The 25,645-nt window shown below is 68.8% G+C and carries 21 protein-coding genes; 11 read left to right on the top strand and 10 right to left on the bottom strand.

Translation table 11 applies throughout. The features are described from left to right. Positions 1–216: 216 nt before the first annotated feature. The 3 genes from ABIB38_RS06330 to ABIB38_RS06320 form a co-directional block, all read right to left on the bottom strand. On the bottom strand, positions 217–579 hold the full coding sequence (locus ABIB38_RS06330) for a VOC family protein (RefSeq protein ID WP_429202723.1): 363 nt from the start codon (positions 577–579) through the stop codon (positions 217–219). A gap of 183 nt (positions 580–762) precedes the next feature. After that, a complete protein-coding gene (locus ABIB38_RS06325) occupies positions 763–1,422 on the bottom strand; it encodes a response regulator (RefSeq protein WP_429202722.1) in 660 nt (219 codons plus the stop codon). Positions 1,423–1,731: 309 nt separating this feature from the next. After that, positions 1,732–4,926, bottom strand: coding sequence for a PAS domain S-box protein (locus ABIB38_RS06320; RefSeq protein WP_429202720.1), 3,195 nt, complete (start codon positions 4,924–4,926; stop codon positions 1,732–1,734). A 109-nt stretch (positions 4,927–5,035) separates the two neighbouring features. On the opposite strand from ABIB38_RS06320, the gene ABIB38_RS06315 reads away from it, so the two are divergent. Continuing rightward, complete coding sequence (locus ABIB38_RS06315; RefSeq protein ID WP_429202718.1) at positions 5,036–5,722, top strand: SOS response-associated peptidase family protein; 687 nt, start codon at positions 5,036–5,038, stop codon at positions 5,720–5,722. Here the strand turns inward: ABIB38_RS06315 and alr are convergent. After that, a complete protein-coding gene (gene alr, locus ABIB38_RS06310; protein WP_429202716.1) occupies positions 5,719–6,918 on the bottom strand; it encodes an alanine racemase in 1,200 nt (399 codons plus the stop codon). The two genes, ABIB38_RS06315 and alr, sit on opposite strands and share 4 nt — an antisense overlap. Before the next feature lie 4 nt (positions 6,919–6,922). Then, the gene (locus ABIB38_RS06305) at positions 6,923–8,212 is read right to left on the bottom strand and encodes a D-amino acid dehydrogenase (RefSeq protein ID WP_429202715.1); all 1,290 of its coding nucleotides are present in this window, start codon (positions 8,210–8,212) and stop codon (positions 6,923–6,925) included. A gap of 108 nt (positions 8,213–8,320) precedes the next feature. Here ABIB38_RS06305 and ABIB38_RS06300 point away from each other — a divergent pair, with 108 nt between their 5' ends. The 3 genes from ABIB38_RS06300 to ABIB38_RS06290 all read left to right on the top strand — a co-directional run bounded on the left by ABIB38_RS06300 (position 8,321) and on the right by ABIB38_RS06290 (position 11,786). Beyond that, complete coding sequence (locus ABIB38_RS06300; protein WP_005667188.1) at positions 8,321–8,806, top strand: Lrp/AsnC ligand binding domain-containing protein; 486 nt, start codon at positions 8,321–8,323, stop codon at positions 8,804–8,806. Positions 8,807–8,883: 77 nt separating this feature from the next. Continuing rightward, the gene (locus tag ABIB38_RS06295; protein ID WP_429202713.1) at positions 8,884–11,082 is read left to right on the top strand and encodes a hybrid sensor histidine kinase/response regulator; all 2,199 of its coding nucleotides are present in this window, start codon (positions 8,884–8,886) and stop codon (positions 11,080–11,082) included. A gap of 161 nt (positions 11,083–11,243) precedes the next feature. Beyond that, on the top strand, positions 11,244–11,786 hold the full coding sequence (locus ABIB38_RS06290) for a flavin reductase family protein (protein ID WP_429202711.1): 543 nt from the start codon (positions 11,244–11,246) through the stop codon (positions 11,784–11,786). Positions 11,787–11,896: 110 nt separating this feature from the next. Here the strand turns inward: ABIB38_RS06290 and ABIB38_RS06285 are convergent, their stop codons facing one another. Together ABIB38_RS06285 and ABIB38_RS06280 are read right to left on the bottom strand one after the other, a co-directional pair. After that, the gene (locus tag ABIB38_RS06285; RefSeq protein WP_429202709.1) at positions 11,897–12,364 is read right to left on the bottom strand and encodes a hypothetical protein; all 468 of its coding nucleotides are present in this window, start codon (positions 12,362–12,364) and stop codon (positions 11,897–11,899) included. A gap of 34 nt (positions 12,365–12,398) precedes the next feature. After that, complete coding sequence (locus ABIB38_RS06280; RefSeq protein ID WP_429202707.1) at positions 12,399–13,226, bottom strand: universal stress protein; 828 nt, start codon at positions 13,224–13,226, stop codon at positions 12,399–12,401. 198 nt (positions 13,227–13,424) lie between these two features. On the opposite strand from ABIB38_RS06280, the gene ABIB38_RS06275 reads away from it, so the two are divergent. Beyond that, complete coding sequence (locus tag ABIB38_RS06275; protein ID WP_429202706.1) at positions 13,425–14,192, top strand: ThuA domain-containing protein; 768 nt, start codon at positions 13,425–13,427, stop codon at positions 14,190–14,192. A gap of 103 nt (positions 14,193–14,295) precedes the next feature. Here the strand turns inward: ABIB38_RS06275 and ABIB38_RS06270 are convergent, their stop codons facing one another. Further along, positions 14,296–15,540, bottom strand: coding sequence for a metal-dependent hydrolase (locus ABIB38_RS06270; RefSeq protein WP_429202705.1), 1,245 nt, complete (start codon positions 15,538–15,540; stop codon positions 14,296–14,298). A 165-nt stretch (positions 15,541–15,705) separates the two neighbouring features. Here ABIB38_RS06270 and ABIB38_RS06265 point away from each other — a divergent pair, with 165 nt between their 5' ends. After that, positions 15,706–17,283 (top strand): methyl-accepting chemotaxis protein, encoded by a 1,578-nt coding sequence (locus tag ABIB38_RS06265; RefSeq protein ID WP_429202703.1) that lies wholly within the window; start codon positions 15,706–15,708, stop codon positions 17,281–17,283. A 158-nt stretch (positions 17,284–17,441) separates the two neighbouring features. On the opposite strand, the gene ABIB38_RS06260 is transcribed toward ABIB38_RS06265, so the two are convergent. Both ABIB38_RS06260 and ABIB38_RS06255 read right to left on the bottom strand, forming a co-directional pair. Next, the gene (locus ABIB38_RS06260) at positions 17,442–17,840 is read right to left on the bottom strand and encodes a TraR/DksA family transcriptional regulator (RefSeq protein ID WP_429202701.1); all 399 of its coding nucleotides are present in this window, start codon (positions 17,838–17,840) and stop codon (positions 17,442–17,444) included. Positions 17,841–18,184: 344 nt separating this feature from the next. Beyond that, entirely contained in the window at positions 18,185–19,141 is a 957-nt protein-coding gene (locus ABIB38_RS06255; protein ID WP_429202700.1) for an arsenic resistance protein, read from the bottom strand. Between the two features lie 136 nt (positions 19,142–19,277). On the opposite strand from ABIB38_RS06255, the gene ABIB38_RS06250 reads away from it, so the two are divergent. From ABIB38_RS06250 to ABIB38_RS06230, 5 genes are all read left to right on the top strand, one after another. Then, entirely contained in the window at positions 19,278–19,631 is a 354-nt protein-coding gene (locus tag ABIB38_RS06250) for a hypothetical protein (RefSeq protein WP_429202699.1), read from the top strand. Positions 19,632–19,839: 208 nt separating this feature from the next. Then, on the top strand, positions 19,840–21,669 hold the full coding sequence (locus ABIB38_RS06245) for a DUF885 domain-containing protein (protein WP_429202697.1): 1,830 nt from the start codon (positions 19,840–19,842) through the stop codon (positions 21,667–21,669). 419 nt (positions 21,670–22,088) lie between these two features. Continuing rightward, complete coding sequence (locus ABIB38_RS06240) at positions 22,089–24,377, top strand: catecholate siderophore receptor Fiu (protein ID WP_429202695.1); 2,289 nt, start codon at positions 22,089–22,091, stop codon at positions 24,375–24,377. An 85-nt stretch (positions 24,378–24,462) separates the two neighbouring features. Further along, entirely contained in the window at positions 24,463–24,771 is a 309-nt protein-coding gene (locus ABIB38_RS06235) for a hypothetical protein (RefSeq protein WP_429202693.1), read from the top strand. A 33-nt stretch (positions 24,772–24,804) separates the two neighbouring features. Then, positions 24,805–25,638 carry a metallophosphoesterase gene (locus ABIB38_RS06230; RefSeq protein ID WP_429202691.1) on the top strand — a complete coding sequence of 278 codons (834 nt, stop codon included), beginning with the start codon at positions 24,805–24,807 and terminating at the stop codon, positions 25,636–25,638. Positions 25,639–25,645: the final 7 nt, after the last annotated feature.

The raw sequence follows: 25,645 nt of genomic DNA, 5'->3' as shown, positions 1-25,645 counted from the left end.
ATCAGACGCCGGGCCTCGTCGATTGTTCCGCATCGGCGCGAAGGCATTGCCGATCGGATCAAGGATCAGAACTGGTGGCGCAGTCCGAACACGATCTATTCGCCGCCCCCGGGGCGGTGGAGGTGACGCTGGCGGGCAGCAGCCGCCTGCGCATCACCGTGGCCGGTCGCGGGCCGGGCATCCCGCCCGCGTTGCGCGCGCTCGCGGCGTGGCGTGTCAGGCGCCTGCGTCGGCCGTCCATACGGCCAGCTCGTAGCCGTCCGGATCGATGAAGTGGAAGCGCCGTCCGCCGGGGAAGGAAAACGTGTCCTTGCTGATGCGGGCGCCGGCGGCGACGATCCGGCGCCGGGTCGCTTCCAGTTCGGCCGAATACAGGATCACCAGCGGTCCGCCGGCGCGCACCGGCGCGTCGGTCGTGAAGCCGCCGGCCAGACGGCCGTCGCGAAACTCGGTGTAGCCGGGGCCGTAGTCGACGAAGGACCAGCCGAACACCTCGCCATAGAACGCCTTGCTGCGCGCGATGTCGGCGACGTTGAATTCGATGTTGTCGATCTGATGGTGATGGACTGGTGCGCTCATTGTCGTCTCCAGGGGGAATGGGAGACGTCATGATACGTCAGTACGCGACTGAGCCATTCGGCAGGCCTGCCACTGCCGCCAGCGCCTCTGGACTGAAGGGTCAGCCGGGTGATGCGGTCGAAGCCTTCCCCAGGCGGGGTGTCGAGCAGTTGCGGCGCGTGTCGCGTGCCTGCCTGGTCCTGGTTACCTCTCCATGGTCCGGTCGCCCGCGCCCAGGATCTGTTCGACCCTGGCGCGCAATTCGGGGAAATGCACCGGTTTGGAGAACACCGGTATGTCGGCCGGTAACCCCATCGAAGCGATCGTTGCCGGGTCCAGCCCGCTGATGACGATGATTGCCATCTTGCCGTAACGCGGATCGGCACGCAGCGTGCGTACCATGCGGAAACCATCCATGCCCGGCATGTTCAGGTCGCTGATCAACAGGTCGGGTTTTGCTTCGCCAATGCGGATCAGGGCGTCGAAGCCGTCGTGCGCCTTGATCAGTTCGGCATCCAGGCCCCAGCCCGATATCTCGAGCTCGTACAGGCGCAGCAGGGTGGCGTCGTCTTCGGCGATCACGATGCGGCGCGCCGTAGGCGGCGCCGCCGGCGCGCTCGCCAGGGAGGCGGCCGCGCCGCCCGTCATTGCCTGGTTGCGCTGGTCTACCAGCCGGTGCACCGAGGAGAGCAGGATGCGGCGGTGGCCGCCCGCCGTCTTCCATGCCTGCAGCACGCCGCTCTCGACCCACAACTGCACCGTGCGATGCGAGACACCGAGCAGGCTCGCGGCCTCCTTGGTCGAACAGACTTGCGAGGAAACGGGATCTGGCTGCGCCGGCGCTGGACTGCTGTGCGATTTCATGGATTCAGGTGTGCATATGGTTAAGTACCCTACCGGCAAGCGGGCGAAAATGCGCAGCGCCCGCGCGCCGGATGGACAAGCATGCAGGGCGGACATCATGCGAGCATGCCACATGCGCAACAAAATACGCACGGGCAAGTCAACAATCTATCAAATTCTCACACTTTGCGATAGCGAAACGCAATAATTTGTTTCTTAACCGTAACTTTTGGTAGCAAGGAGAAAGCCGGATTGGATGCCTTGCTGGAAAAGGTGGCGCGCGTGGCGACCTATGCAGCGGTCGACGCCGCGCCCGGGCGAGCGCCCGGATCAGCCCAGTTTTTCCAGCAGCGCCTGCAGCTGCCCGGCGTCGTAGGGCTTGGGCAGCAGTGCGTCGGCGACGCTCGATGCGTGGCTGGCCCCGCTCACGAAGGCGATCCGCGCGCGCGGCAGGCGCTGTCGCACCGCGTGTGCCAGCGCTTCACCCTTCATGCCCGGCAGCTGCAGGTCGGTCAGCACGATGTCCGGCTGCTCGTCCAGCAGCGCCAGCGCCGCTTCGGCGCTGGCCGCCTCCAGCACGTCGTACCCCATGAAGCGCATCAGTTCGGCGGTGTTGCCGCGGATGTCGTCCTCGTCTTCCACCAGCAGCACGCGCGCCTTCGGGCCGGCCGGCGCCGCGGCGCCGGCAGTGGGCTGCGGCGGGGCCGCGTTCTTCTGCTGCTCGTTGGCCAGCACGTGCCGGATCTTGCGCGCCAGGGCGTCGCGGGTATAGGGCTTGCCGAGCAGTTCCACGCCCGGGTCGAGGCGCCCGCCGTGCACGATCGCGTTCTCGGTGTAGCCCGAGGTGAACAGCACCGCGACGTTCGGCAAGCGCGCGCGCGCCTTCTGCGCCAGCTCCGGGCTGCGTAGCGGCCCCGGCATCACGACGTCGGTGAACAGCAGGTCGATGTGGACGCCGCTGTCGATCACGGTCAGGGCCGAGGCGGCGTCGCCGGCGCGCAGCACGCGGTAGCCGAGGTCGGCCAGCATGTCGACCACGGTCAGGCGCACCTGCTCGTCGTCCTCGACCACCAGCACGGTCTCGTGGCCGCCGCTGGCCGGCTGCGCCGGCGGCTCGCTGGCGAGATCCTCGGCCTGCAGCGAGCGTGGCAGGTAGATCTTGACCGCAGTGCCTTCGTCGACCTCGCTGTAGATCTTGACGTGGCCGCCCGACTGCTTGACCAGGCCGTACACCATCGACAGCCCCAGCCCCGTGCCCTTGCCCTCGGGCTTGGTCGAGAAGAAGGGCTCGAAGGCCTGGTCGATGACTTCCTGCGGCATGCCGCTGCCGGTGTCGCTGACGGCGAGCAGCACGTACTGGCCGGGCGCGACCTCCGGGTGCGCGGCGCAGTAGCCGGCGTCCAGGGCGGCGTTGGCTACCTCGATGGTGAGCTTGCCGGCGCCGTCCATGGCGTCGCGCGCGTTGATCGCCAGGTTCAGGATCGCGTTCTCGAGCTGGGCCGGGTCGACCTCGGTGGTCCACAGGCCGCCCGGTGTCACCAGCGCGATGTCGATCTCCTCGCCCAGGGCGCGCCGCATCATGTCTTCCATGCCGCCGAGCAGGCGGCCGATCTTGACCGCCTTCGGCTCGAGCGGTTGGCGGCGCGCGAACGACAGCAGGGAGCTGGCCAGCTTGGCGCCGCGCTCGACGCCGTTCATCGCGTTCTCGACGCGCTTCCTGATCTCGGGCAGGCCGTCGGCGCGGCGCGCGATCAGTTGCAGGTTGCCGCCGATGACCTGCAGCAGGTTGTTGAAGTCGTGCGCCACGCCGCCGGTCAGCTTGCCGATGGTTTCCATCTTTTGCGCCTGCTGCAGTGCGGCCTCGGTGCGGCGCATGGCTTCCGCCCGGGCCAGGTCGGCGCTGATGTCGCGGCCCACCGCGTGGATGTAGTGCTGGTCGGGCGAGGCGGTCCAGGACAGGTGGCACCAGCTGCCGTTCCTGCGCCGGTAGCGGTTCTCGAAGCGGTTCACCTGGCCGCCCAGGCGCAGGGCCTCGATCTGGCGCATGGTGGGTTCGTGGTCGTCCGGATGCACCAGGTCGAGCAGCGGGGTGGCGAGCACCTCGGCCTCGGTCCAGCCAAGGATGGTCGTGAAGGCCGGGTTTACGGCGAACAGGATTCCTTGCAAGTCGGCCACCAGCATGATGTCCTTCGACAGCCGCCACATGCGATCGCGTTCGGCGGTGCGGTGCGCGACCCGTTGCTCCAGGGTGGCGTTGACCGCGGCCAGCGCCTCGCTGGCGCGCTTTTGCTCCTCGATGTCGATGCTGCTGCCGATCCACAGGGCGCTGTCGTCGGCCTCGGAGCGGCGCGCGCGCACCAGGTGCCAGCGGTATTGGCCGTCATGGCGGCGCAGCCGGATCTCGGCGTCGAGCGGGGCGCCGGACGCCATGCTGGCGTCCCACAGCGCGCGGTAGCGCGGCGCGTCGTCCGGGTGCACCAGCGGGCCCCAGCCATCGCCCAGCATGGACAGGGGCGCGGCGCCGGCGCTGGCATATTCGTGCACGCGGTCGTTGATCCAGTCGACGCTGCCGTCCTCGCGTGCCGCCCACACGTGATTGGGCATGGCCTGGGCGAAGGTGCGAAAGCGCGCCTCGCTCGCTCGCAGCGCGCGCTCGGCGCTTACCCGTTCGGTGACGTCGTTGCCTTCCACGAAGGTGGCAAACACGGCGCCGTTCGCGTCCCGCAGCGGCTGCAGCACGAAGTCGATGAAGAAGTGCACCGGCGCGTCCAGGCCCGGATTGCGCAGCGTGAGTTCGACGGCCTCGGCGCGGAAGGTCGTGCCTTCGGCGAAGCAGCGGTCGAGCACCTCGACGATGCCGCGTTCGGCCAGTTCCGGCACCGCCTGCGCCACCGGCATGCCGAGCAGGGGGCGATTGCCGGTCAGCGCGCGGTAGGCGTCGTTGGCCAGGGCGTAGCGGTGCTGGCTGCCCTCGAGCAGGCAGATGAAGCCGGGCGCCTGCTCGAACATCGTGCTCAAGCGCTCGCGCTCGGCGCGCACGTGGCGCTCGGCCTTGACCATGCTCGAGGTTTCCACCACCACCGACATCACGCCGGCGATGGCGCCGTCCTGGTCGCGGATCGGCGAATAGTCGAGGTTCATCCAGACCTGCTCGGGCTGGCCGCTGCGGTGCAGGGTCAGTTCCTGGTCCCGGTAGCTGAGGGTGTCGCCGGCCAGGCCCACCTTCATCACCCGGTCGTTGAAGTCGGCCACCTCGGGCCAGCCTTCGCGCACCTTCGAGCCGAGCAGCACCGGGTGGCGAGCGCCGGCGAACACCCGGTAGGCGTCGTTGTAGATCATGTAGCCGTCCTCGCCCCACAAGGTGACGATCGGCGTCGGGGTGGCCATGATCAGGGCCACCGTCGTCTTGAGCACGGTCGGCCAGCCTTCGATGGCGCCCAGGCCCGTGGTGTCCCAGGGGAACGCCAGAATCAGTCGCGATGTTTCGTCGGTGGCGGGCAGGAAGGGAAGGCTGGCTGGCGGCATCGGTGCGCATGCTGAAAGGTGGACGCCGCATTCTACACTTGAGCTAACATGGGGCACGCCGGGTTCGTCGGCGCTGTTATTTTCAGGCAACAATCACCAGGTTTTCCCCATGTGCGTTAATTATCGTCCTCCGACGCCCGAGCAATTCAACGGCCGCATTGGCGCCTTCAGCATCCTCCCGCGCGACTGGCGCTGGCCCGAGGAGACCTGGAAGGATTACGCGGCGCCGATCCTGCGCGCGGCGCCCAGCCTGGCGCTCGAGGCCTGCGTGGCCAGCTATGGCATGGTGCCGCGGCGCCACATCCCGCCCGGGGTGAAGCCCTTCGACACCATGAATGCGCGCGCCGAATCGCTGCTCGAGCGGCGCTCGTTCGCCTTCGCCTTTCGCCGCCTGCAGCTGTGCGCGGTGCCGATGCTGTGGTTCTACGAGCCGTGCTACGAGAGCGGACGCGCCGAGCGCACCGCGATCGGCCCGGCCGACGACGCCCTGTTCTGGGCAGCGGGCCTGTGGCGCGAGTGGCAGGAGGCCGATGGCGCGGTGTCCACCGCCTTCACCCAGATCACGATCAACGCCGACGACCATCCCCTGATGCGGCGCATGCACAAGCCGGGCGACGAGAAGCGCTCACTGGTGCTGCTGGCGCAGGAGGAAGTGGGGGACTGGCTGGCCTGCCGCGATACGGACGTCGCGCGCAGCTTCCTGCGGCATTATCCGGCCGAGGCCATGAAAGCATGGCCGGCGCCGCTCTCGCCGCGGCGGGCGGCGCCGCCATCCCTGAACGGAGAGCTGCTCTAGCCGATGGATTCGCCGACGTATTCGCCGACGCATTCGCCGATGTACTCGCGCTTGAAACGCGACCCCAGGCGGGTCAGCACCTCGTAGCCGATGGTGCCGGCCTGGATCGCGACGTCGTCCACCGTCTGCTGCGGGCACAGGAGGTCGACCGCCTGGCCCGGCGCGATCCGCTGTTCCGGGATGCCGGTGACGTCGAGCGTGATGCTGTCCATCGACACGGTGCCGACGAAGGGCACGGCCACGCCGTCGACGAAAGCCTGGGAGCGGCCGGTGAGGGCGCGCAGCCAGCCGTCGGCGTAGCCGATGGCGATGGTGGCGATGCGGCGCGGGCCCGGCGCCACGTAGCGCGCGCCATAGCCGACCACGTCGCCGGCGGCCACTGTGCGCAGCTGCACCACGCGCGCCGTCAGCGACACCGCCTGCGCCAGCGGATTGGGATGGCCGGGCTGGGGATGGATGCCGTACAGCGCGCAACCCGGGCGCAGCAGGTCGAAGTGCCAGGCGCCGCCCAGGAACACGCCCGAGGAATTGGCCAGGCTGGCCGGCACGCCGGGCAACAGCGCGCGCATCTCGTCGAAGCGCCGGCGCTGGCGCTCGTTGAGCGGGTGCGCCGGCTCGTCGGCGCAGGCCAGATGGCTCATCAGCAGGTGCAGGCGCAGGCCAGCGAGCCAGTCCGGATCCTGGCGCAGGCGTGCGAGATCGGCCGGGGCCAGGCCCATGCGCGCCATGCCGGTGTCCACCTGGAGCGCGGCCGGCAGCGCGCGGTCCAGGCTGCGCGCCAGCGCGCGCCACTCGGCGAGCTGGCCGGGATCGTTCAGCACCGGCACCAGGTCGTGCGCCAGGCAGTCGCGCGCCGCGCCCGGCATGGCGCCGTGCATCACGTAGATGGTGCAGTCGCCCGGCAGCAGCGGGCGCAGGCGGATGCCTTCGTCGAGGTGGGCCACGAAGAAGCTGCGGCAGCCTTCGCGCACCAGCGCCGGCGCGACCCGGTCCATGCCGAGACCGTAGGCGTCGGCTTTCAGGACCGCGCCGCAGGCCGCCTTCGCGGCGGCGCCGCGCTCGCGCAGCAGGCGGTAGTTGGCGCGCACCGCGCCCAGGTCGATCGTGAGCGTGGCGCCGGCCCGCGTCGCGGCGGCATGCTGGTCGATGTGCTGGTGCTGGTGCTGGTGCATGTGCTGATCGGTGCGCTGCTCCATGCGCTCAGGCCTGCGCCAGCTTGCCGCCGGCGGCGGCGCCGCTGCCCGCGTAGCGGAACACGGCCAGGTCGTCGGCCCGGATCGACGGCGCCTTGCCGCCCACCAGGTCGGCGATCACGCTGGCCGAGCCGGCCGCCATGGTCCAGCCCAGGGTGCCGTGGCCGGTGTTCAGGTAGAGGTTGCGCAGCGGCGTGGCGCCCACCACCGGGGTACTGTCCGGCGTCATCGGGCGCAGTCCGGTCCAGAAGCTGGCGCGGGCGGTGTCGCCCGCGCCCGGGAACAGGTCGTTGACGACCAGCTCCAGGGTTTCACGGCGGCGTGGATTCAGGCCGAGGTTGTAGCCGGAGAGCTCGGCCATGCCGCCGACGCGGATGCGGTCGTCGAAACGGGTCACGGCGATCTTGTAGGTTTCGTCGAGGATGGTCGACACCGGGGCGCGCGCCGGATCGAGGATCGGCACCGTCAGCGAATAGCCCTTCATCGGATAGACCGGCAGCGGGAACCAGCGCTGCAGCAGCAGGCGCGAGTGGCTGCCCAGGGCAAGGACGTAGCGGTCGGCCTTGAACTCGCCCTTGTCGGTCATGACCGAGACGATCTCGCCGCCCGCTTCTTCCAGGCGCAGGATCGCGGTATCGAATTCGAAGCGCACGCCCAGGTCGCGCGCCATCGCGGCCAGGCGCGTGGTGAACAGCTGGCAGTCGCCGGTTTCGTCGTTCGGCAGGCGCAGGCCGCCGACCAGCTTGTCGGCCACGTTGGCCAGCGCCGGTTCGGCCATGGCCAGCTGCGCGCCCTCCAGCACCTCATAGGCCACGCCGGCGTCGCGCAGCACCTCGATGTCCTTGGCCGCGCCGTCGAACTGCTGGCGGGTGCGGAACAGCTGCACCGTGCCCTGCTGGCGGCCTTCGTAGGCGATGCCGGTGTCGCGCCGCAGCGCGCGCATGCAATCGCGGCTGTATTCGGCCAGGCGCACCATGCGTTCCTTGTTGACGGTGTAGCGGCCCGGATCGCAGTTGCGGTACATCTCCCACATCCACTGCAACTGGAACAGCGAGCCGTCGGGACGGATCGCCAGTGGCGCGTGGCGCTGGAACAGCCACTTGGCGGCCTTGAGCGGAATGCCGGGCGCGGCCCAGGGCGACGCATAGCCGGGCGAGATCTGGCCGGCATTGGCGAAACTGGTCTCGCGCGCCGGACCGGGCTGGCGGTCGATCACGGTCACCTCATGGCCGGCCTGCGCCAGGTAATACGCGGTGGTGACGCCGACCACGCCGCTGCCCAATACAATGACTCGCATACGTTCCCTCGAAAGCTGAATCCAGAAAATGTTGCCATCGTAGCGCGGGTAAGGGGATAATTGTTTCTGTTAATAGTTCAATTTTCAGAAAATAATCTGGATTCCCCCGTGCGCGTACAAAAAGCCTCGAACCGTATCCTGGACCGGATCGACCTGCACATCCTGTCCATCCTGCAGCAGGACGCGCGGATCGTGATGAAGGACCTGGCCGAGCAGGTCGGCCTGTCGCTCACACCCTGCATCGAGCGGGTCAAGCGCATGGAGCGCGACGGCGTGATCCAGGGCTACTATGCGCGCATCAATCCGCAGGCGCTGGGCATGCAGATCCTGGTGTTCGTCGAGATCAACCTGCACCAGAAATCCGACAAGGCGTTCGAACGCTTCCGGCGCGCGATGCTGGCGATTCCCGAGGTGATGGAATGCCACCTGGTGTCGGGCGACTTCGACTACCTGATCAAGGCGCGCATCCCCGAGATGTCCGAATACCGGCGCCTGCTGGGTGAAATCCTGCACGTGGCCGACGCCGGCCAGTCGAAGAGCTATGTGGTGATGGAAGAGCTGAAGGAAACCCTGGCGTTGTCGATTCCACGCTAGTATCCGGCGCCAATCCGGTAAACGGGAGGGCTTGAGGCGGCGGAATCTATAATGGCTGGTTCCTCATTGGAACGACCATGCGCGCCGTTGCCGGCCCCGTCCTGTCCCTTCGCCACCTTTTGATCCTGCTCAACGCGATCGGCCTGCTGCCGCTCGTACTGCTCGGCGTCTGGACCATCCACGGCGCCGGGCGGTACCTGGAGCAGGAACAGGAAAGGATGATGGTCGGCCATGCGCGCGCGCTGTCGAGCGCCGTCGACGCCGAGCTCGACGCCACCGTGGCCGCCCTGAGCGGCATCGCCAAGAGTCCGCAACTGGCGGCCGGCGACCTGCGCGGCTTCCATGAGACCGCCAAACGCCTGTCGCGCGCCGACTGGCTGGGGGTGGTGCTCTCCGACGCCACCGGCCGTACGCTGTTTCGCACCATGGCGCCCTACGGGGCGCCGGCGGCGCGGGTCGCCGACCCGGACAGCCTGCACCAGGCGATGGAGCAGCGCCGCCCGATGGCCGGCCGCGTCGTGCGCGGGCCGGGCGGACGCCCGGCGGTGCCGGTGCGGATCCCGGTGCGCGGGCCCGATGGCCAGCCCTGGGTCTTGAGCGCCGTGGTCCGGCCGGACCGCTTCCTGGACGTGATCGTGCGCCAGCAGACGCCGCCCGAGTCGGTGATCGCGGTGATCAACCACGGCGGTGCGCTGGTGGTGCGCTCGCGCGACCAGGAGCGCACCGTGGTCGGCGCGCCCAGCGCCTCGCTCGCGGCGCTGATGAAGAGCGGCGGCCCGGAAGGCGTAGGCGCCACCCGCACGCTCGAGGGCGACCAGCTGATCAGCGCCTACACCACTTCGCCGCGCTATGGCTGGGTGGTGGCGGTGGGCGCCCCCAGCGCCGGTTTCGGGGTGGCCTTCTTCCAGCGCTTCGCGGTGTACGTGCTGGGCGCCTGGGCGGTGCTGACCGCCTGCATCGCGCTGGCCTCGTGGCTCTCCGGCCGCATCGTGCGCCGCATCGAGAGCGTGCAGGCCGGCGCCGCCGCCCTGGGCAACGCGCGCGCGGTGCGGGTGGCGCCGTCGCGGATCAAGGAAATCCGCGAGATGGGCCAGGCACTGGAGGCCGCGGCCGACCGGCGCGCCACCCAGGAAGCGGAACGTTCGCGCCTGCTGGCGTCGCTCGAGGAAGCGCTGGCCCAGGCGCGCCAGGCCGGCCAGTCCAAGGACGCCTTCCTGGCCATGCTGGGCCACGAACTGCGCAATCCGCTCAGCCCGATCCTGACCTCGCTCGACCTGATGGACTTGCGCAATGAGCCGGGCAGCCAGCGCGAGCGCGCCGTCATGCGGCGCCAGGTGACCCACCTGCGGCGCCTGGTCGACGACCTGCTGGACGTCTCGCGCATCGCCTCCGGCAAGCTGGCGATCGACACCCGGCCGCTGAACCTGGCCGAACTGGCGCGCCACGCGGTGGCGGCCCTGCCCGGCGAGCCCATCACCCTGGAAGCGCCGGCGCAGGTCTGGGTCATCGGTGACGAGACCCGCCTGGCCCAGGTGCTGGGCAACCTGCTGTCGAACGCGGCCCGCTTCGGCAGCAGCGACACGCGCGTCACGCTGGCGGCGCGCGACGGCGAGGCGGTGTTGAGCGTGAGCGACAACGGCACCGGCATGGCGCCGGAACTGCTGGCGCGCGTGTTCGAACCGTTCTACCAGGCGCCGCAGACGCTGGCGCGGCGTACCGGCGGCCTGGGGCTCGGGTTGGCGATCGTGCGCGAGATCGCGCATCTGCATGGCGGCCGGGTCGTGGCCTACAGCGCCGGTCCCGGCGCCGGCAGCCGCTTCGAGGTGAGCCTGCCGCTCGGCGCGCCGCCTGCGTCGGCTGGCGCGGCCCTGCCGGCGCAGGCGGCGCCGGGACGCCGCATCCTGCTGGTCGACGACAACGAGGATGCGGCCGCGGCCGGCGCGCTGCTGCTGCGCCACCTGGGCCATGCGGTGCGCGTCGCCCACAGCGCGGGGGAGGCGCGCGCGCTGGCCCTGGCCGAACCGCCCGAGGTGGCGATCCTCGACATCGGCCTGCCCGACATGGACGGCTATGCGCTGGCCGCGGCCTTGCGCGCCGATGCGGGCGAGCCGGAGGAAGGCGCCGCGCAGGGAGGCGGACTACGACTGGTGGCGCTGACCGGCTACGGCCAGCAGGCCGACGTGGCGCGTGCGCTGGCGGCCGACTTCGACGTGCACCTGACCAAGCCGGCGACCATCGGAGCGCTGCAGGACGCGGTGGCGCCGGCTGGCGCCTGAGCGTCCTGCCGGCTTCGTGGCGAAGTCAGGCCAGGGTCGCGGCCAGGGTCGCGGCCAACCTCGGCGCCGTGCGCCGTGCGCCGTGCGCGGTCGGGGCGGGGCGATAATAGAGACGGGGTCGCGGGACGGGCTCACCGGACGGGGTCACGACGGGAGGATGGATGGCGCGCAAGCACGACCTGCCGCTGCACGAGGTGCGGCGCTACCTGGAACCGGGACCGGTGGTGCTGGTGACTTCATGCCACCGCGGCGAGCGCGACGTCATGGTGATGGGGTGGCACACGGTGATGGAATTCAGTCCGTCGCTGATCGGCTGCGTGATCTCATCGGGCAACCACAGCCACGGCCTGATCCGCGCCAGCGGCGAATGCGTGATCAACCTGCCGACGACGCGGCAGCTCGACGCGGTGCTGGGCGTCGGTTCGACTTCCGGCGCCGGGATCGACAAGTTCGCCGCCTTCGGCCTTACGCCGGAGGCGAGCGAGCAGGTGGCGGCGCCGTCGATCCGCGAGTGCCACGCCCAGTTCGAGTGCCGGCTGCACGACGACAGCCTGGTCGGGCGCTATGATTTCTTCATCTGGGAAGTGGTGGCGGCGCGCGCCTCCGCGCGGCCCCGCCATCCCGAAACCCTGCACTACAAGGGTGACGGCACGTTCATGGTGTCGGGCAAGGTGATCCGGCGCCGGCGCGCCGGGCTGAAGTAAAGGTTGGCGGATTGACGCCGACGCGGCGATCGCGATCGCGATCGATGTCGATCTCGTGCCGGATGCTTCTGCCGCCAACCATCACCGCGTCGGCAGCACAGCTGCCGACCCTACCGCGACCGCGACCCGGCGTGACCGCCCCGATGCAGCAGGATGCGCGGCACCCGTCCGCCGGGCCGGCCGGCCGGCGCGCGCGACGCCGTGGCCAGCGCCAGATCGGTGCTGATCCGGTGCAGCGACAGCAGGTCGTGCAGCGCCGCCACCAGCTGGCGGCCGAGCGCGACGTCGCCATCCTCGACCAGCGGCATGGCGCGGTGCAGGGCGGCCAGGATGGTGGCGTTCTCGGCGCGGTGCTCGTGCAGGCGTTCGTAGTCGAGCGATTCCATGACGCTTTCCTCGTGCCGGAACCCGACCTCGACCGCAGTGACGATGGCCGGGAAGGCCTGCACGAAGCGGTCGTCCGGCGTGCAGCTGCTGTCGGCCGTGTCGGCCAGGCGGGCGCACAGGTGGCGGCGGGCATGGCGGATCGCGGCGCCGACGGCGCCAGCGTTGCCTCCTGGATAGTGGTGGAAAGTCATGGCGGAAAATAGTGGCAAAGGTGGTCGGTGAGATTCAATGGGCGATGAGGAGCGGCGTCGGCGCGTGGTCGAGCACGTCGCGCGTGACGCCGCCGAGGATCCATTCGCGGTAGCGGCTGTGGCCGAAGGCGCCGGTGACCATCAGCCCGGCGTGGCAGTCGCGCGCCATGTCGATCAGGGCGTCGCCCTCGCTGGCGCGGGTATGCGCGACGTCGACGTCGACCTTCAGGCCATGGCGCGCCAGGTAGTGCGCCATGTCGGCGCCCGGTTCGTCGCCGTGCAGACCGGATTGCAGATCGGGGTTGACCAGCGCCAGATGCACGGTGCCGGCGTGGGCCAGCAGGGGCAGGGCCGCATTGATCGCGCGCTCCGCCGGCATGCTGCCGTCCCAGCCGACCAGCGCATCGCCGGGGATCGGCTTGCCGTGGTAGGTGTCGGGCACCACCAGCACCGGGCGGACGCCGTGCAGGGCGAGGTATTGCGGCAGGCCCCGTTCGGCCCAGGCGCGGCCATGGTCCTGGCTGACCACCACCAGGTCGGCATAACGCGCTTGCAGCAGCAGGCCGTCGCGGTCGGCGTCCTCGACCATGCGCGTCTCGGCGCCGTGGATGCCGAGGCGCTCGGCCTGGGCCACGAACTCGTCGAGCTGGCTGGCCACGGCATCGCGCAAGGCCTGGAATTCGCGGTTCGAGACCGGCATGGCCATCGAGCCGTTCAGCACCGCGTAACTGGCCATCGACAACCCGGTGGCGGCGCTGCCGACCAGGTGGGCGCCGTGCGCGCTGGCGAGCAGCAAGGCAGCGCGCAGGCGGCTCTCCTGGCGGGGGCTGCCATCGACGTGGACGAGTATGGTCTTGAACATATGCAGACTCCGTTCGGTGGTCTGGAACGCGGCGCACTACATTTGACTATACGCGGCGCAAGAGGGCCTGTCAGGCACACATTTGATTGCGATCAAACATGGGTGAAATATCCGGGCGACCTTGGCTGGAATGGTTTGTTGACAAGAAAGAAGTGAAGGATTAGCGTTGACCGCTTCGCCACTTGCCAGCCCACGCCGATGATCCGTCCGTTCGCCGTCTTCTTTCTCGTCTGCACGCTCGCCTTGGCAACCCCGCTGCGGGCGGCCCAGTTCAACGTGCTGTTGTTTACGAAATCCACGGCCTGGCACCACGATGCGGTGCACGCCGGCGTGACGGCGGTGCAAGAGCTCGGCAAGTTGCACGACTTTGAGGTGTTCTGGAGCGCCGACGCCGGGCGCGTGATGAACGATGCCGAGCTGTCCAGATACCAGGCGGTGATCTTCCTGCTCACCACCGGCGACGTCCTCGACGAGGCCCAGCAGGCGGCCTTCGAGCGCTTCATCCAGCGCGGCGGCGGCTACGTCGGCGTGCACAGCGCGGCCGACACCGAGTATGACTGGCCGTGGTACACCAGGATGGTGGGCCATATGTTCCACGTGCATCCCGCGGTGCAGACCGCGATCGTGAAGGTCGAGGACGCGCGTTTCCCCGGCATGGAACGCTTCGCGCCGCGCAATCTGTTCACCGACGAATGGTATGAATTCGGGCCGGCGCGCTCGACCGACCTGGTTTACCTGCTGAGCGTGGACGAGAGTACCGATCGTCCGCAGGCCACCTGGCCCGACCGCGCGGGCAAGGGCATGGGCGCTTTTCACCCGATCAGCTGGTACCAGCATTACGACGGCGGCCGCGCCTTTTACACCGGGATGGGCCACATGGCAGCGACCTACCGCGATCCGGTCTTCCTGCACCACCTGTACGGCGGCATCTACTGGGCCGCCAGCGGGCGCGGCATCGTCATATGATCCAGGCTCGGCGCGGCCGATCGCTTCCTTTCCCGGTCGCGGGCGGGCTGCGGTCGCTCATGCGTCAGAGAGTGCATCGGTCCGCTTTGCCTCGGGACCTCGCTCACGGACGAAGCGCCCGCTCTCCAGCCCGCTCTCCATCCAGCAAGTCCTGGCGCGGCCGCTCCCACTGCGGCACCGGCGCGGGGCAGGGCCGGTCGGCCATCCTGGCGTAGGGCAGGGTCGAGAAGTTATCGACTCCCGGCGCGCTGAAGCGGATATCGGTGGCCTTGCCGTCGATCAGGGAGGGCACCCGGGCAAAGCGCAGCCAGCCGTCGACGTGGCAGTTATCCCGCTGCAGCGCGCGCAGGCTGGGCAGGCTGCCGTCTTCCTTGTATTTCCAGGCCAGCGTGCGCGCTTCGGCGCCGGGTTCGCCGCCGAAGCGCGTCGGGCAGGCGGCGACGTCGGTCACGCCCGGGGCCAGGCTCAGCACGCCCAGGCGCACCGCATAGCTGCCGGCGGCGCCGTTGTCGGTGATGGTCGCGAACGACCAGCACAGGGGATTCGAGGGGAAGGCCGACAGCGGCATGTCGAGGATGCGGCTGCCCGGCTCGACCTGGGCCAGGGCCGTCCGGATCTGCTCGCGCGCGAGGTGGCCGGCCACGCCCTGCACCGCGATGAAGCCCAGGCACGCCACGAGCGCGGCGACGACGCCGGTCGATCCCCCGCGCCGCGCCATGACGGCCACGACGCCAGCGAGCAGCAGCAGGCCGGCCAGCGAACCCCACTGCAGGAAGCCCATCCAGGTAAACAGCAGCGGCGCGGCCAGGATCAGGCCCAGGAACAGCGCGCGCAGCACCCGGTTCGGCGCCAGGAGGGCGAGCGCGACCCCGAGCGCGGTCCAGAACACCGGTTCGATGATGAACACCATGTCGCCGTACAGCCAGGTTGAATCGAGCGGGTGGAACGGGTGCACGCCATACACGTTCAGGAAGTCGAGCGACAGGTGCAGCACCATCCCGAGCGCGGCGGTGGCCAGCACCGCATGGCGCGCCACGCGGTCGTCGCGCATCAGGCGCCGTGCCCCCGGCCACAGCAGCCAGAGCAGGCCGAGCAGCAGTGCGATCTGGGGCAGGGCATACAGCAGCGTGTGCGTATGGCCGCGATGGTGCAGCAGATAGCCGAGCGGCGGCGCCAGCAGGGGCGTGAGCACCAAGTCCAGGTCGGGGAAATTACTGGCCAGCGCGCCGGTGGCGAGCAGGACGCGGCGGCGCGTGCGCGCCTGCTGCGGATCGGGATGGGCGGGCAGGGCGCGGTGGGCGAGTTCGCCCAGCGCCAGCCCCAGCAGGGAGTGGGTCAGATTGTCCATCCCACGAGTTTACCGTGAAAGCACGAAATTGATCCAAATCAAGACTTTTTCAGTTATATCGCTTGGTCAACCATCATGTTTTTGATGTAGGTCATATTTTTTGCATTTCCTCGTCATTAGAATGCAAGAAACGATATTTCTTAAATGCAACACGAGGAGTGCACAGTGCGCAACAACCAGCCGGTCACGGGGACTGAATACCTGATGCAGGCGGGACAATCGATCGTCTCGAAGACCGACACCAGGGGCCGCATCACCTACGTCAATCCGCGTTTCGTCGACGTCAGCGGCTTCAGCGAGGACGAATTGCTGGGCAAGGCCCACAACCTGGTGCGCCATCCCGACATGCCGCCCGAAGCCTTCGCCGACCTGTGGGCGACCCTGCAGGCGGGCGAGCCCTGGACCGGCATGGTCAAGAACCGCCGCAAGAACGGCGACTTCTACTGGGTGGTGGCGAACGTGGTGCCGATCCAGGAGCACGGCCGCGTCACCGGCTACATGTCGGTTCGCACCGCGCCCACCCGGGCCCAGGTCGAGCAGGCCGACCTTTTGTACCGCCAGATCCGCGCCGGCCGGGCGCGCGGCCTGGGCATCGTGCGCGGCCAGGTGGTGCGGACCGGCTGGCGCCGGCGCCTGAACATCCTGCTCGCCCTGCGCGAGCTGCCGCTGCGCCAGCGCCTGGGATGGACGATGGGAGCCCAGGCCCTGCTGCTGGCCGCGCTCGCGGCGGCGGCCGATGGCGCGCTCTGGCGCATACTGGCCGGCGCCGGCGTGCTGGCCGCGCTGGCGCTCTGGCATGCGCTCGACCGCGGCATCGCGCGGCCCTTGCAGGATGCCGTCGCGACCGTCCACGCGCTGGCCGGCGGCGACCTGGCGCGTCCGCTTCCGGCGCCCGGCGGCGGGGAAATCGGCCGCCTGCAGCTGGCGCTGCGCCAGCTCAACATCAACCTGACCGCGATCATCGGTGACGTGCGCGACAACGTCAGCTCGATCGAGCTGGCCACCCGCGCGATCGCCGCCGGCAATGCCGACCTGGCCAGCCGTACCGAAGCCCAGGCCGCCAGCCTCGAGCAGACCGCGAGCAGCCTCGGCAATATCGCGCGCGCCGCCGGCCGCAACACCGACAGCGCGGTGCAGGCCGACGGCATGGTGCTGGCCGCCAGCGCGGTGGCCGGCCAGGGCGGCCAGGCCGCCGTGCGCATCGGCCAGACCATGGACCGGATCAGCGGCTCGGCCAACCGCATCGGCGACATCATCGGCCTGATCGACGGCATCGCCTTCCAGACCAATCTGCTGGCGCTGAACGCGGCGGTGGAGGCGGCCAGGGCCGGCGAACAGGGGCGCGGCTTCGCCGTCGTGGCCGGCGAAGTGCGCAGCCTGGCCCAGCGCACCGCCGGCGCCGCCAAGGAGATCAAGGGACTGATCGAGGACTCCAGCGGCCATGTGGGCGAGGGGGCCGAACTGGTGGGCCAGGCCGGCCAGACCATGCGCGCGGTGGTCGACAAGGTGGCCGAGGCGGCCGCGATCATGGGCGCCATCACCGCCGCCAGCCGCGAACAGGCCCGCGACATCCTCGACGTCAACGCCGCGATGAACGCACTGGACGCGATCACGCGGAAGAACGCCGCCCAGGTCGAGGAATCGGCCATGTCGTCGGGCAGCGTGGCCGACGAGGCGGCCCGCCTGTCGCTGGCGTTGTCGGTGTTCAAGTTCAGGCAGGGCGTGCGGCCGAGCCAGGGTTGACGCTCGATCCGTGGCCGGCGGGGATCGGCATGGCGGCCGGTTCGACGAGCTGGAAGGGCCGGCGTGGCGCGTCTTGCGGGACGATGATCGCGGCCGATGATGCAGGGGTCGCCGTGGGTGGACGGATTGCGCGCCCACCCGCGGGGCCCGGCCGGTGATCACATGGTCGGACCGCGCCCGGTGTGGGTTTCCTTTTCGATGCGGTTCTGGCATTCGATGCAGGTGCGCACCGTCGGCGTGGCCAGCAGGCGCGCGTCGGGGATCGCGCAACCGCACGACTCGCAGATGCCGGCGCCGCCAGCTTCGAGCTTGCCGAGGGCGACGTCGATCTCGTGCAGCAGGTTCGCATCGTGTTCGGCCAGGTGGACTTCGTCGTGGCCGATCATCTCGGCGGTATTGCCGTCATCGCCCTGCGCTTCATGCGCGAGCGGACCGATCGGCGGCGCATCGCCCTCGTCGGCCGTGGTGCGCGCACGGACGGCGCCGAGCAGGTCCTCACGCGCTGCATTCAGGCGCTTGGACATTTCTTCGTGAACGGATTGGGAAAGAGGCGGCATGGCGATTCCTGATTGGTTGGTGAGGAAAAGCCCTCCGGAAGATGGCGGGCCGTCGGTTTGGACTTGATTCATCTCAAAACGATGTCCGTGGAATCGGGGAAGAAAGCGTCGCAGCCGGGCGCACAACCGGGCGACAACCGTCGTTCCAATAATCTATCCATCAAGGAACATTTTGATACACATCAAGGATTGTTGAGCGTCGTAAACGCCCACTCCCGACGGTCACGCAATCGTGTCATTTCAGGAGAGCATCTTGAAGGGCAGTCTAAACGATAACGACAAGACCGCGCGCCAGTTTGCCGAACCGCGCGACTGGTCGAGGCCGACCTCCGCCAGGCCGGCTGTCAGCGCCGTCCGAGGCGCGCGATGGCGCGCACGTAGACCAGCTCCGCCACCAGTTCGACCAGCGTCTGCGTCACGATGATCGCCGGCAGCAGCGGCACCGCGCCCGGCACCGCCAGCGCCAGCGGCAGCACCACCAGCGAGTTGCGGGTGGCGCCGCTGAAGGCGACCGCGCGCCCGGCGGGCGCGGCCAGGCGGAACAGGCGCGCCACGAGCCAGCCGGCGGGCGGGGCCAGCAGCGCGAAGGCGGCGTAGACCGGCGCCACCCGCAGCGCCGCATCCAGCGCCTGGCCGAGCTGCGGCAGCACCGACGCCACCACGATGAACAGCACCAGGGCCGTCGCCGGCACCGGCAACAAGCCGAGCACGATTGACGCGCGCGCGCCGGTCGGATGGCGTGCGGCACAGAGCTGCAGCGCGACCGCCAGCAGCAGCGGCGCGGCGATCAGCCACGCGAAGGCGTCGATGAAGGGGCCGGGCTGGACCAGACCGGCCGCGCCGTCTCCGAGGAGGATGCGCAGGTACACCGGCAGCATCAGCATCTGCGCCACCAGCAGGACGGGCGTTGCCGCCAGCAGCAGGCGCGCATCGGCGCGGCCGAGGTGGGAAAAGGTGACCACATAGTCGATGCAGGGCGCCAGCAGCACCAGCAGCACGCCCAGCCGCACCAATGGGTCGGCCGGCACGAAGGGCAGCAGGCCGGCGACCAGCAGGGGAATGACGACGAAGTTGGTCACCAGGAGGGCGCCCAGGAAGCGCGTGTGGGTGAAGGCGCGTCCCAGTTCGGCCAGCGGCACCTGCAGGAAGGTCACGAACAGCATGAAGGCCAGGGCCGGGTTGACCGCGGGCTCCAGCGCGGTGGTCCCCGGCAGCGCCAGCGCCGCCAGCGCGGCCAACGCCACGGCCGCGAAATAGATGCCGATCTGCGTGTTTTCCAGCTTGTCCCGGATGTGCTGCATGCGCTGTCATCGCTTTCTTCGTGAAGGAAGGCACGCCCTTGCAGACCCGCCAAGCGGGCATTATACGGAGCGCTGGGCTGACGCCAGGTGGCCGTGAGGTAAGATGCCGTCCAGTGCGATTCAGCGGGGAGAGGTAGTGCGGTACCGGAACTTGTCGTTGTACTGGCTGGCGATCGGCGTGGGCGGGATGCTGGCGTTTCGCGTGCCCGTGGTCGGCTTTGCGCTTGGCATCGGCGCGCTGCTCTACTTCGTCTACGCGATTGCTTACTGGCTGCTTTTCCTGGTGTTCTTCCACCAGCGTCCATACAGTCGCACGGTGTTCGGCATGACGCGGCGCGCCTTCGCGATCCGGCTCGCGCTGGTGGCCGCGGTGGTGTGCGTCGGCAGCCTGCTGCTGGGGTGGAAGGTGCTGGCCTGCCTCGGCGCGGCGGTGCTGTATTACTGCGGCGAGATCGAGCTCAAGGACCGGATGATCGTCGCCGCCGAATGACGCGTCATTGGCGACACGAAGGCGAGGCCCGCGCCGCCCACCGAGCCGTCCGGCAGCGCGTATCTCCGTCATCGTCGGGCCTCGTACGTACGCAGTCCAACAACATCCGAACCGTTGAACTCGTTGTTGAACTGTTACTTACATGTTAGATTCCTTGGCGCAATTGCACCACCCGCCGCAGAGATCAACCACAAGGAAACTACCCGAGATGCCATCGACCCGCCAGCGCAGCCTGCGCGCCACCATCGCCGCCCTGTTCATTCCCGCCATGCTCGCCGGCGCGTCGCTGCCGGCGGTGGCTGCGCCAGCCGCCACCCAGGCCGCCGCCGTCGCCCCCTACAAGGCCTTCGATGCCTGGAGCGACAAGTTCGCCGAAGACTGGGTACGCCTGAGCCCGCAGCTGGCGACCTCGACACAGTACTTCAGCGGCGCCGAGCAGGCCAGGCTGGACCGCGAGCTGACCCCGCTGACCGCGGCGCACCGCAAGAAGTCGGTCGCCATGGCGCGCGAAGGGCTCGAGCGCCTCGACGGCTTCAAGGCGCAGCCGCTGAACGAGACCCAGAAGATCTCGGCGGCGGTGATGCGCTGGTCGCTGCAGAACGTGATCGCCAACGAGCCGTTCGAGGACCACGCCTTCGTGTTCTCGCAGTTCAGCGGTCCGCAGATCGGCCTGGTCAACTTCCTGACCAACACGCACCCGATGCGCAATGCGGCCGACGTCGACAGCTACCTGGCCCGCCTGGACCAGGTGGCGGTCCGCCTCGACGAAGCGCTGGTGCGCGCCAAGGGAGCAGCAAGCAAGCAGTTGATTCCGCCGCGCTTCATCCTCGAGCGCGCCCAGTTCCAGGTCGACCACTTCCTCAAGCCGGTCGCGGTCGAGAACGTGCTGGTGACCACGCTGGCCCAGCGCACCGCCGAGATGAAGGACCTGTCGCCGCAGGCGCGCAGCGCCGCCATTGCGCGCGCGACCGGCATCGTCGAGCAGAAGATCCGTCCTTCCTACACCCGCGTGCAGGCCTTCATGGCCGAGATCCACCCGAAGACCGGTGACGTGGCCGGCATTTCGCGCCTGCCGAACGGCGCCGCCGCCTACAAGCGCGCGATCGAGAACTTCACCAGCACCCAGCTCACGGCCGACGAGATCCACACGATCGGCTTGCGCGAAGTGGCGCGCATCGAAGCCGAGATGGACAAGCACCTGCGCTCGCTTGGCCTGGCCGAAGGGAATATCGAAACCCGCATGAAGCAGCTCGACGCGCGCTTCCAGCCGAAGGGCGAGGGCGATCCGCGCCCGGCGATCATCGCCAGCTACAACGAGATGGTGCGCGACGCCGAGCGCAGGAGCAGCACGCTGTTCAACCTCAAGCCGCGCGCGCCGGTCGACGTGCGCCGCGTGCCGCCGCTGACCGAGCCGTCGGCCGCCGCCCATTACACCTTGCCGGCGCCGGACGGCAGCCGTCCCGGCATCTTCTGGGTGCCGCTGCGCGGCCCGACCTTCGACATGATCCGCATGCGCAGCCTGGCCTACCACGAGGCCGTGCCGGGACACCACTTCCAGCTCGCCATCCAGCAAGAGATGAACGACCTGCCGAAGTTCCGCAGCCAGCGCATCTTCAGCGGCGGCAGCGCGCACTCCGAAGGCTGGGCGCTGTACACCGAGCGCCTGGCGGCGGAGCAGGGCTGGTATGCGGACGACGTCCCGGGCCTGTTGGGCGCCCTCGGCTCGGAACTGTTCCGCGCCCGCCGCCTGGTGGTCGACACGGGCCTGCACACCAAGGGCTGGACCCGCCAGCAGGCGATCGACTACGGCATGGGCGCCCAGGAGACCGAGCGCTACGTCGTGTGGCCGGGCCAGGCCAATGCCTACATGATCGGCATGCTGCGCATCCTCGAACTGCGCCAGAAAGCGCAGCAGGAACTGGGCGACAAGTACTCGCTGCCGGCCTTCCACGACCTGGTGCTGGGCGCCGGCTCGGTGCCGCTCGACGTGCTGGGCGAGCTGGTCGACAACTGGATCGCGCAGCAAAAGAAGGCTTGACGCCGACCGGCGTGCGGTGAGCACGGCGCGAGTGTCCGACAAATATCCCCGCCAGGAGCGTAATACCGTTAAGTTAAGCTGCTGAGCTAGCCGTCAAATACGTCGTCCCCGCGCAGGCGGGGACCCAAGTTCTCCAAGCGTCCTCGAAACGCTTGCAAGATTGGGTCCCCACCTTCGTGGGGACGACGTTTTTATGCCAACTCAAGAAGACTTTCGCCTTAACTCAACGTCTTTACCGCCACGAGTGGGGATGTCTGCTTTCGACGCTCAAGTAGATGCATCGGGAAGTGGGGCGGAAGCGTTGTGCGAACGCGAATGATAATGATTATCGTTTACATGTAATGACGTTCTCGGTAGAATCATTGTGTTCCTAGCAGTGTTTCCTCTCGTACCACTCATCCGAAAGAGACCGTCTCGCCATGAAAGCAATCAAAAGCCGCAAGCATCCCATCACCCGCAGCCAGCTCGCGGGCACCGCGCTGGCCGCGGCGCTGATGCCGCTCGGCGCGCATGCCGCCGCCGACGCCGCCGCCACCACTGCCGCCGCCACTGCAGCGCCTGCCAGCGTCGCCCCGCAATCGACCGTCGAAATCGTCGGCAAGAACGAGACCGCCTTCCGCGCCGAGCGTGCCTCGTCGCCCAAGTACACCGAGCGCCTGGTCGACACCGCCCAGACGGTGCAAGTGATCAAGAAGGAGCTGTTCGAGCAGCAGGGCGCCCTGACCCTGACCGAGGCGCTGCGCAGCACCCCCGGCGTCGGCGCCTTCTTCCTGGGCGAGAACGGCAACACGAATACCGGCGACGCGATCTTCATGCGCGGCTTCGACACCTCGGGCAGCATCTACGTCGACGGCGTGCGCGACGTCGGCTCGATCGCGCGCGACGTGTTCAACGTGGAGCAGATCGACGTGCTGAAGGGCCCGGCCGGCACCGACAACGGGCGCGGCGCGCCGACCGGCTCGGTCAACCTGGTGACCAAGAAGGCGAATCTCACCGACCTGGTGACCACCGCCATCACCGGCGGCAGCGGCGACCAGAAACGCATCACGTTTGATGCCAACCAGGTGCTGGATGAACAGCGCGGCATCGCCGTGCGCCTGAACGTGCTGGCCCAGGATTCGGGCAGCGCGGCGCGCGACGTGGTCGAGAACAAGCGCTGGGCGGTGGCGCCGAGCATCGGCTTCGGCCTGAACGGCCCGACCCGCGTGCACCTGGACTACCTGCACGTCGACCAGGACAACATCCCCGACGGCGGCGTGTACGTGATCGGCCTGCCCGGCTACACCAGCCCGGACCGCGCCAGGCCCTGGGTCGCCGATGCCCCCAAGGTCGACCCCAAGAACTTCTACGGCTCGGTCGACGACTACGACGACGTGAAAGCCGACATGGCCACCGTGCGCATCGAGCACGACTTCTCGCCGACCATGAAGCTGCACAACACGAGCCGCTACGGCAAGACCAGCCAGGACTACCTGCTGACCGCCTTCCTCACCAGCGCCGCCAACCTGGCCACGCCGGTGCAGGGCGACCCCCGCACCTGGACCCTGGCGCGCAGCATCCGCACCGGCAAGGACCAGGAAAACAGGATTCTCACCAACGTCACGACCCTGACCAGCCAGTTCGACACCGGCGCCGTGTCGCACACCCTGGTGACGGGCCTGGAATTGACCAGCGAACGCCAGACCACCCGGGGCTTGAGCGGCCTGGGCACGCTGCCGGCCGCGAACATCTACCGCCCCGATCCGCGCCAGGCGCCGATCACGCCGGTCGACGTGCGCCGCACCGGTGCCTACAACGAGGGCCAGGTCGACACCCAGAGCGTCTACGTGTTCGACACCGTCAAGGTCGGCGAACGCTGGATCTTCAATGGCGGCGTGCGCCTGGACCACTTCCGCGGCGACTATTCGGTGGTGGCGCTGACCAATAACGTGCTGACCCCGACCCGCTTCAAGGTCGGCGAGAACCTCGTCAACGGCAAGCTGTCGGCCCTGTACAAGCCGACCGCCAACAGCAGCGTGTATGCGATGGTGGCCAGCTCCAGGCAGCCGCCGGGCGCCAGTTTCACCGTGTCGGGCAACGCCAACAGCGCCCAGAACCCGATCTACGAGCCGCAAAAGACGGTCACCACCGAGTTCGGCGGCAAGCTCGACCTGCTCAAGTCCAGACTGTCGCTGTCGGCCGCGCTGTTTCGCACCGACGTCGAGAACGAGGTCGAGCAGGATCCGGCCGACCTGCAGTACTACCAGACCGGCGAGAAGCGGGTGCAGGGCGTCGAGCTGGGCGCGACCGGCGCGCTGGCGCCGCACTGGCTGATCAGCGCCGGCTACCTGTACTTGGACACCAGCGTCGAGCGTGGCCGCAACGTCACCGCCGCCGGCGAGAACAGCCTGACCTACACGCCGAAGCAGTCGTTCACCGCCTGGACCTCGTACGACCTGCCTTGGGGCCTGCGCATCGGCGGCGGCGCGCGTTTTTCCGACAAGCTGGCGCGCGGCACCGACGGCGCGATCGGCACCCCGGCCCATACCGATTCGTACTGGGTGTTCGACGCCATGCTCGGCTACAAGGTGAGCAAGAACGTCGACCTGCGCCTGAACCTGTACAACATCGGCGACGAGAAGTATGTCGCGGCCATCAACAAGAGCGGTTACCGCTACACGCCGGGCACGCCGCGCTCGGCCAGCCTGACGGCGAACGTGCGCTTCTGAGGCGTTCGATGGCAGGGGCGGGCCTGCGGTGCGTCACCGCCGGTCCGCTTCTGCTATGTTGAGTCCACCTTCATGGAGGGACGACATGGAACGATTCCTGATCATCTATCGCGGCGCATCCGAACCGGGCGAGCGCCAGGAAGACCGCTGGGCCGCCTGGTTCGAGGCCCTGGGCCCGGCCTTGCTCGATCCGGGCAGCCTGACGCAGGACAGCATCGAGATCCCGAGCCGCCTTCTCGGCCCCAAGCCGTCCGGCGGCTCGCTGTCGGGCTACTCGGTGATCGAGGCGGCGGACTTCGACGCGGTGGTGCGCCTGGCGCAGGATTGCCCGATCTTCGACGAGCGCGGCTCGGTCGAGATCGCGCGGCTGGGGGCCGGGGCCGGCGCGGCCTGAAGCCGGGCGGCGCCTGCGGTATACTCGGCGCCCATGCGCATCCAGCTTTTCTCCGACCTGCACCTCGAACGCTACCCCGGCTTCCAGCCGCTCATCCTGCCGGACACCGACGTCGTGGTGCTGGCCGGCGACATCGGTTCCTACCAGGCCGGCTCGCGCCTGGAAACCCAGGATTTCGGACTCGAGCGCTTCTCTCCCGCATTGCCGGCGCTGGCCGGCAAGCGGGTGCTGTTCATTCCCGGCAACCACGAGTTCGATGCGCTCGACCATGCCGCCGCCTATGACCGGCTGCGCGCCACCTGCGAGCGGCTCGGCATCGTCTGGCTCGACCGCGAGATCGTGGTCATCGATCACGTGCGCTTCATCGGCACCACCTTGTGGAGCGATTTCGACGCGCTGGCGCTGCGCGAGGCCGACCTCACCAGGCAGCTGCAGCAGCGCAACAAGGCGTTCCGCGCGGCGAACTATTACCTGAGCAAGAACACGACCCTGAAGGATGGCGAGCAGGTGCTGGCCGAGGGCATCCGCGCCATGTCGCTCGATTGCCAGGCCTGGCTGGGCGCGGCGCTGGCCACGCCGTTCGAAGGCAAGACGGCCGTCGTCACCCATTTCGCGCCGAGCCTGATGAGCGCCGATCCGCGCTACGGCCTCTCGGCCGGCACGGCGGGCTTCTGCAATGCGCTCGACGGCCTGTTCAAGCACGCGCAGCTGTGGATGCACGGCCACCTGCACTGCCTGAACGACTACGTGGTCGAGGGCCGCGACGGCCCCCTGTCCTGGTCATGCCGCGTGGTGGCCAATCCGCTCGGCTACCTGAGCAAGGGCGAGCAGGAGGGTTTCCGGCCCGAGCTGGTGATCGAGCTGTAGGCAATCC

This window comes from Massilia sp. UYP11 (genome assembly GCF_050434805.1).
Taxonomy (GTDB): Bacteria; Pseudomonadota; Gammaproteobacteria; order Burkholderiales; family Burkholderiaceae_D; genus Telluria.
This window is presented reverse-complemented; position numbering and strand designations above follow the sequence as displayed.

Coding starts and splice junctions, on each gene's coding strand:
- ABIB38_RS06240 (WP_429202695.1), top strand. CDS start 22,089: ATGAAAGCAATCAAAAGCCGCAAGCATCCCATCACCCGCAGCCAGCTC.
- ABIB38_RS06325 (WP_429202722.1), bottom strand. CDS start 1,422: ATGAAATCGCACAGCAGTCCAGCGCCGGCGCAGCCAGATCCCGTTTCC.
- ABIB38_RS06285 (WP_429202709.1), bottom strand. CDS start 12,364: ATGACTTTCCACCACTATCCAGGAGGCAACGCTGGCGCCGTCGGCGCC.
- alr (WP_429202716.1), bottom strand. CDS start 6,918: ATGGAGCAGCGCACCGATCAGCACATGCACCAGCACCAGCACCAGCAC.
- ABIB38_RS06315 (WP_429202718.1), top strand. CDS start 5,036: ATGTGCGTTAATTATCGTCCTCCGACGCCCGAGCAATTCAACGGCCGC.
- ABIB38_RS06305 (WP_429202715.1), bottom strand. CDS start 8,212: ATGCGAGTCATTGTATTGGGCAGCGGCGTGGTCGGCGTCACCACCGCG.
- ABIB38_RS06245 (WP_429202697.1), top strand. CDS start 19,840: ATGCCATCGACCCGCCAGCGCAGCCTGCGCGCCACCATCGCCGCCCTG.
- ABIB38_RS06255 (WP_429202700.1), bottom strand. CDS start 19,141: ATGCAGCACATCCGGGACAAGCTGGAAAACACGCAGATCGGCATCTAT.
- ABIB38_RS06290 (WP_429202711.1), top strand. CDS start 11,244: ATGGCGCGCAAGCACGACCTGCCGCTGCACGAGGTGCGGCGCTACCTG.
- ABIB38_RS06235 (WP_429202693.1), top strand. CDS start 24,463: ATGGAACGATTCCTGATCATCTATCGCGGCGCATCCGAACCGGGCGAG.
- ABIB38_RS06230 (WP_429202691.1), top strand. CDS start 24,805: ATGCGCATCCAGCTTTTCTCCGACCTGCACCTCGAACGCTACCCCGGC.
- ABIB38_RS06270 (WP_429202705.1), bottom strand. CDS start 15,540: ATGGACAATCTGACCCACTCCCTGCTGGGGCTGGCGCTGGGCGAACTC.
- ABIB38_RS06260 (WP_429202701.1), bottom strand. CDS start 17,840: ATGCCGCCTCTTTCCCAATCCGTTCACGAAGAAATGTCCAAGCGCCTG.
- ABIB38_RS06275 (WP_429202706.1), top strand. CDS start 13,425: ATGATCCGTCCGTTCGCCGTCTTCTTTCTCGTCTGCACGCTCGCCTTG.
- ABIB38_RS06320 (WP_429202720.1), bottom strand. CDS start 4,926: ATGCCGCCAGCCAGCCTTCCCTTCCTGCCCGCCACCGACGAAACATCG.
- ABIB38_RS06295 (WP_429202713.1), top strand. CDS start 8,884: ATGCGCGCCGTTGCCGGCCCCGTCCTGTCCCTTCGCCACCTTTTGATC.
- ABIB38_RS06330 (WP_429202723.1), bottom strand. CDS start 579: ATGAGCGCACCAGTCCATCACCATCAGATCGACAACATCGAATTCAAC.
- ABIB38_RS06280 (WP_429202707.1), bottom strand. CDS start 13,226: ATGTTCAAGACCATACTCGTCCACGTCGATGGCAGCCCCCGCCAGGAG.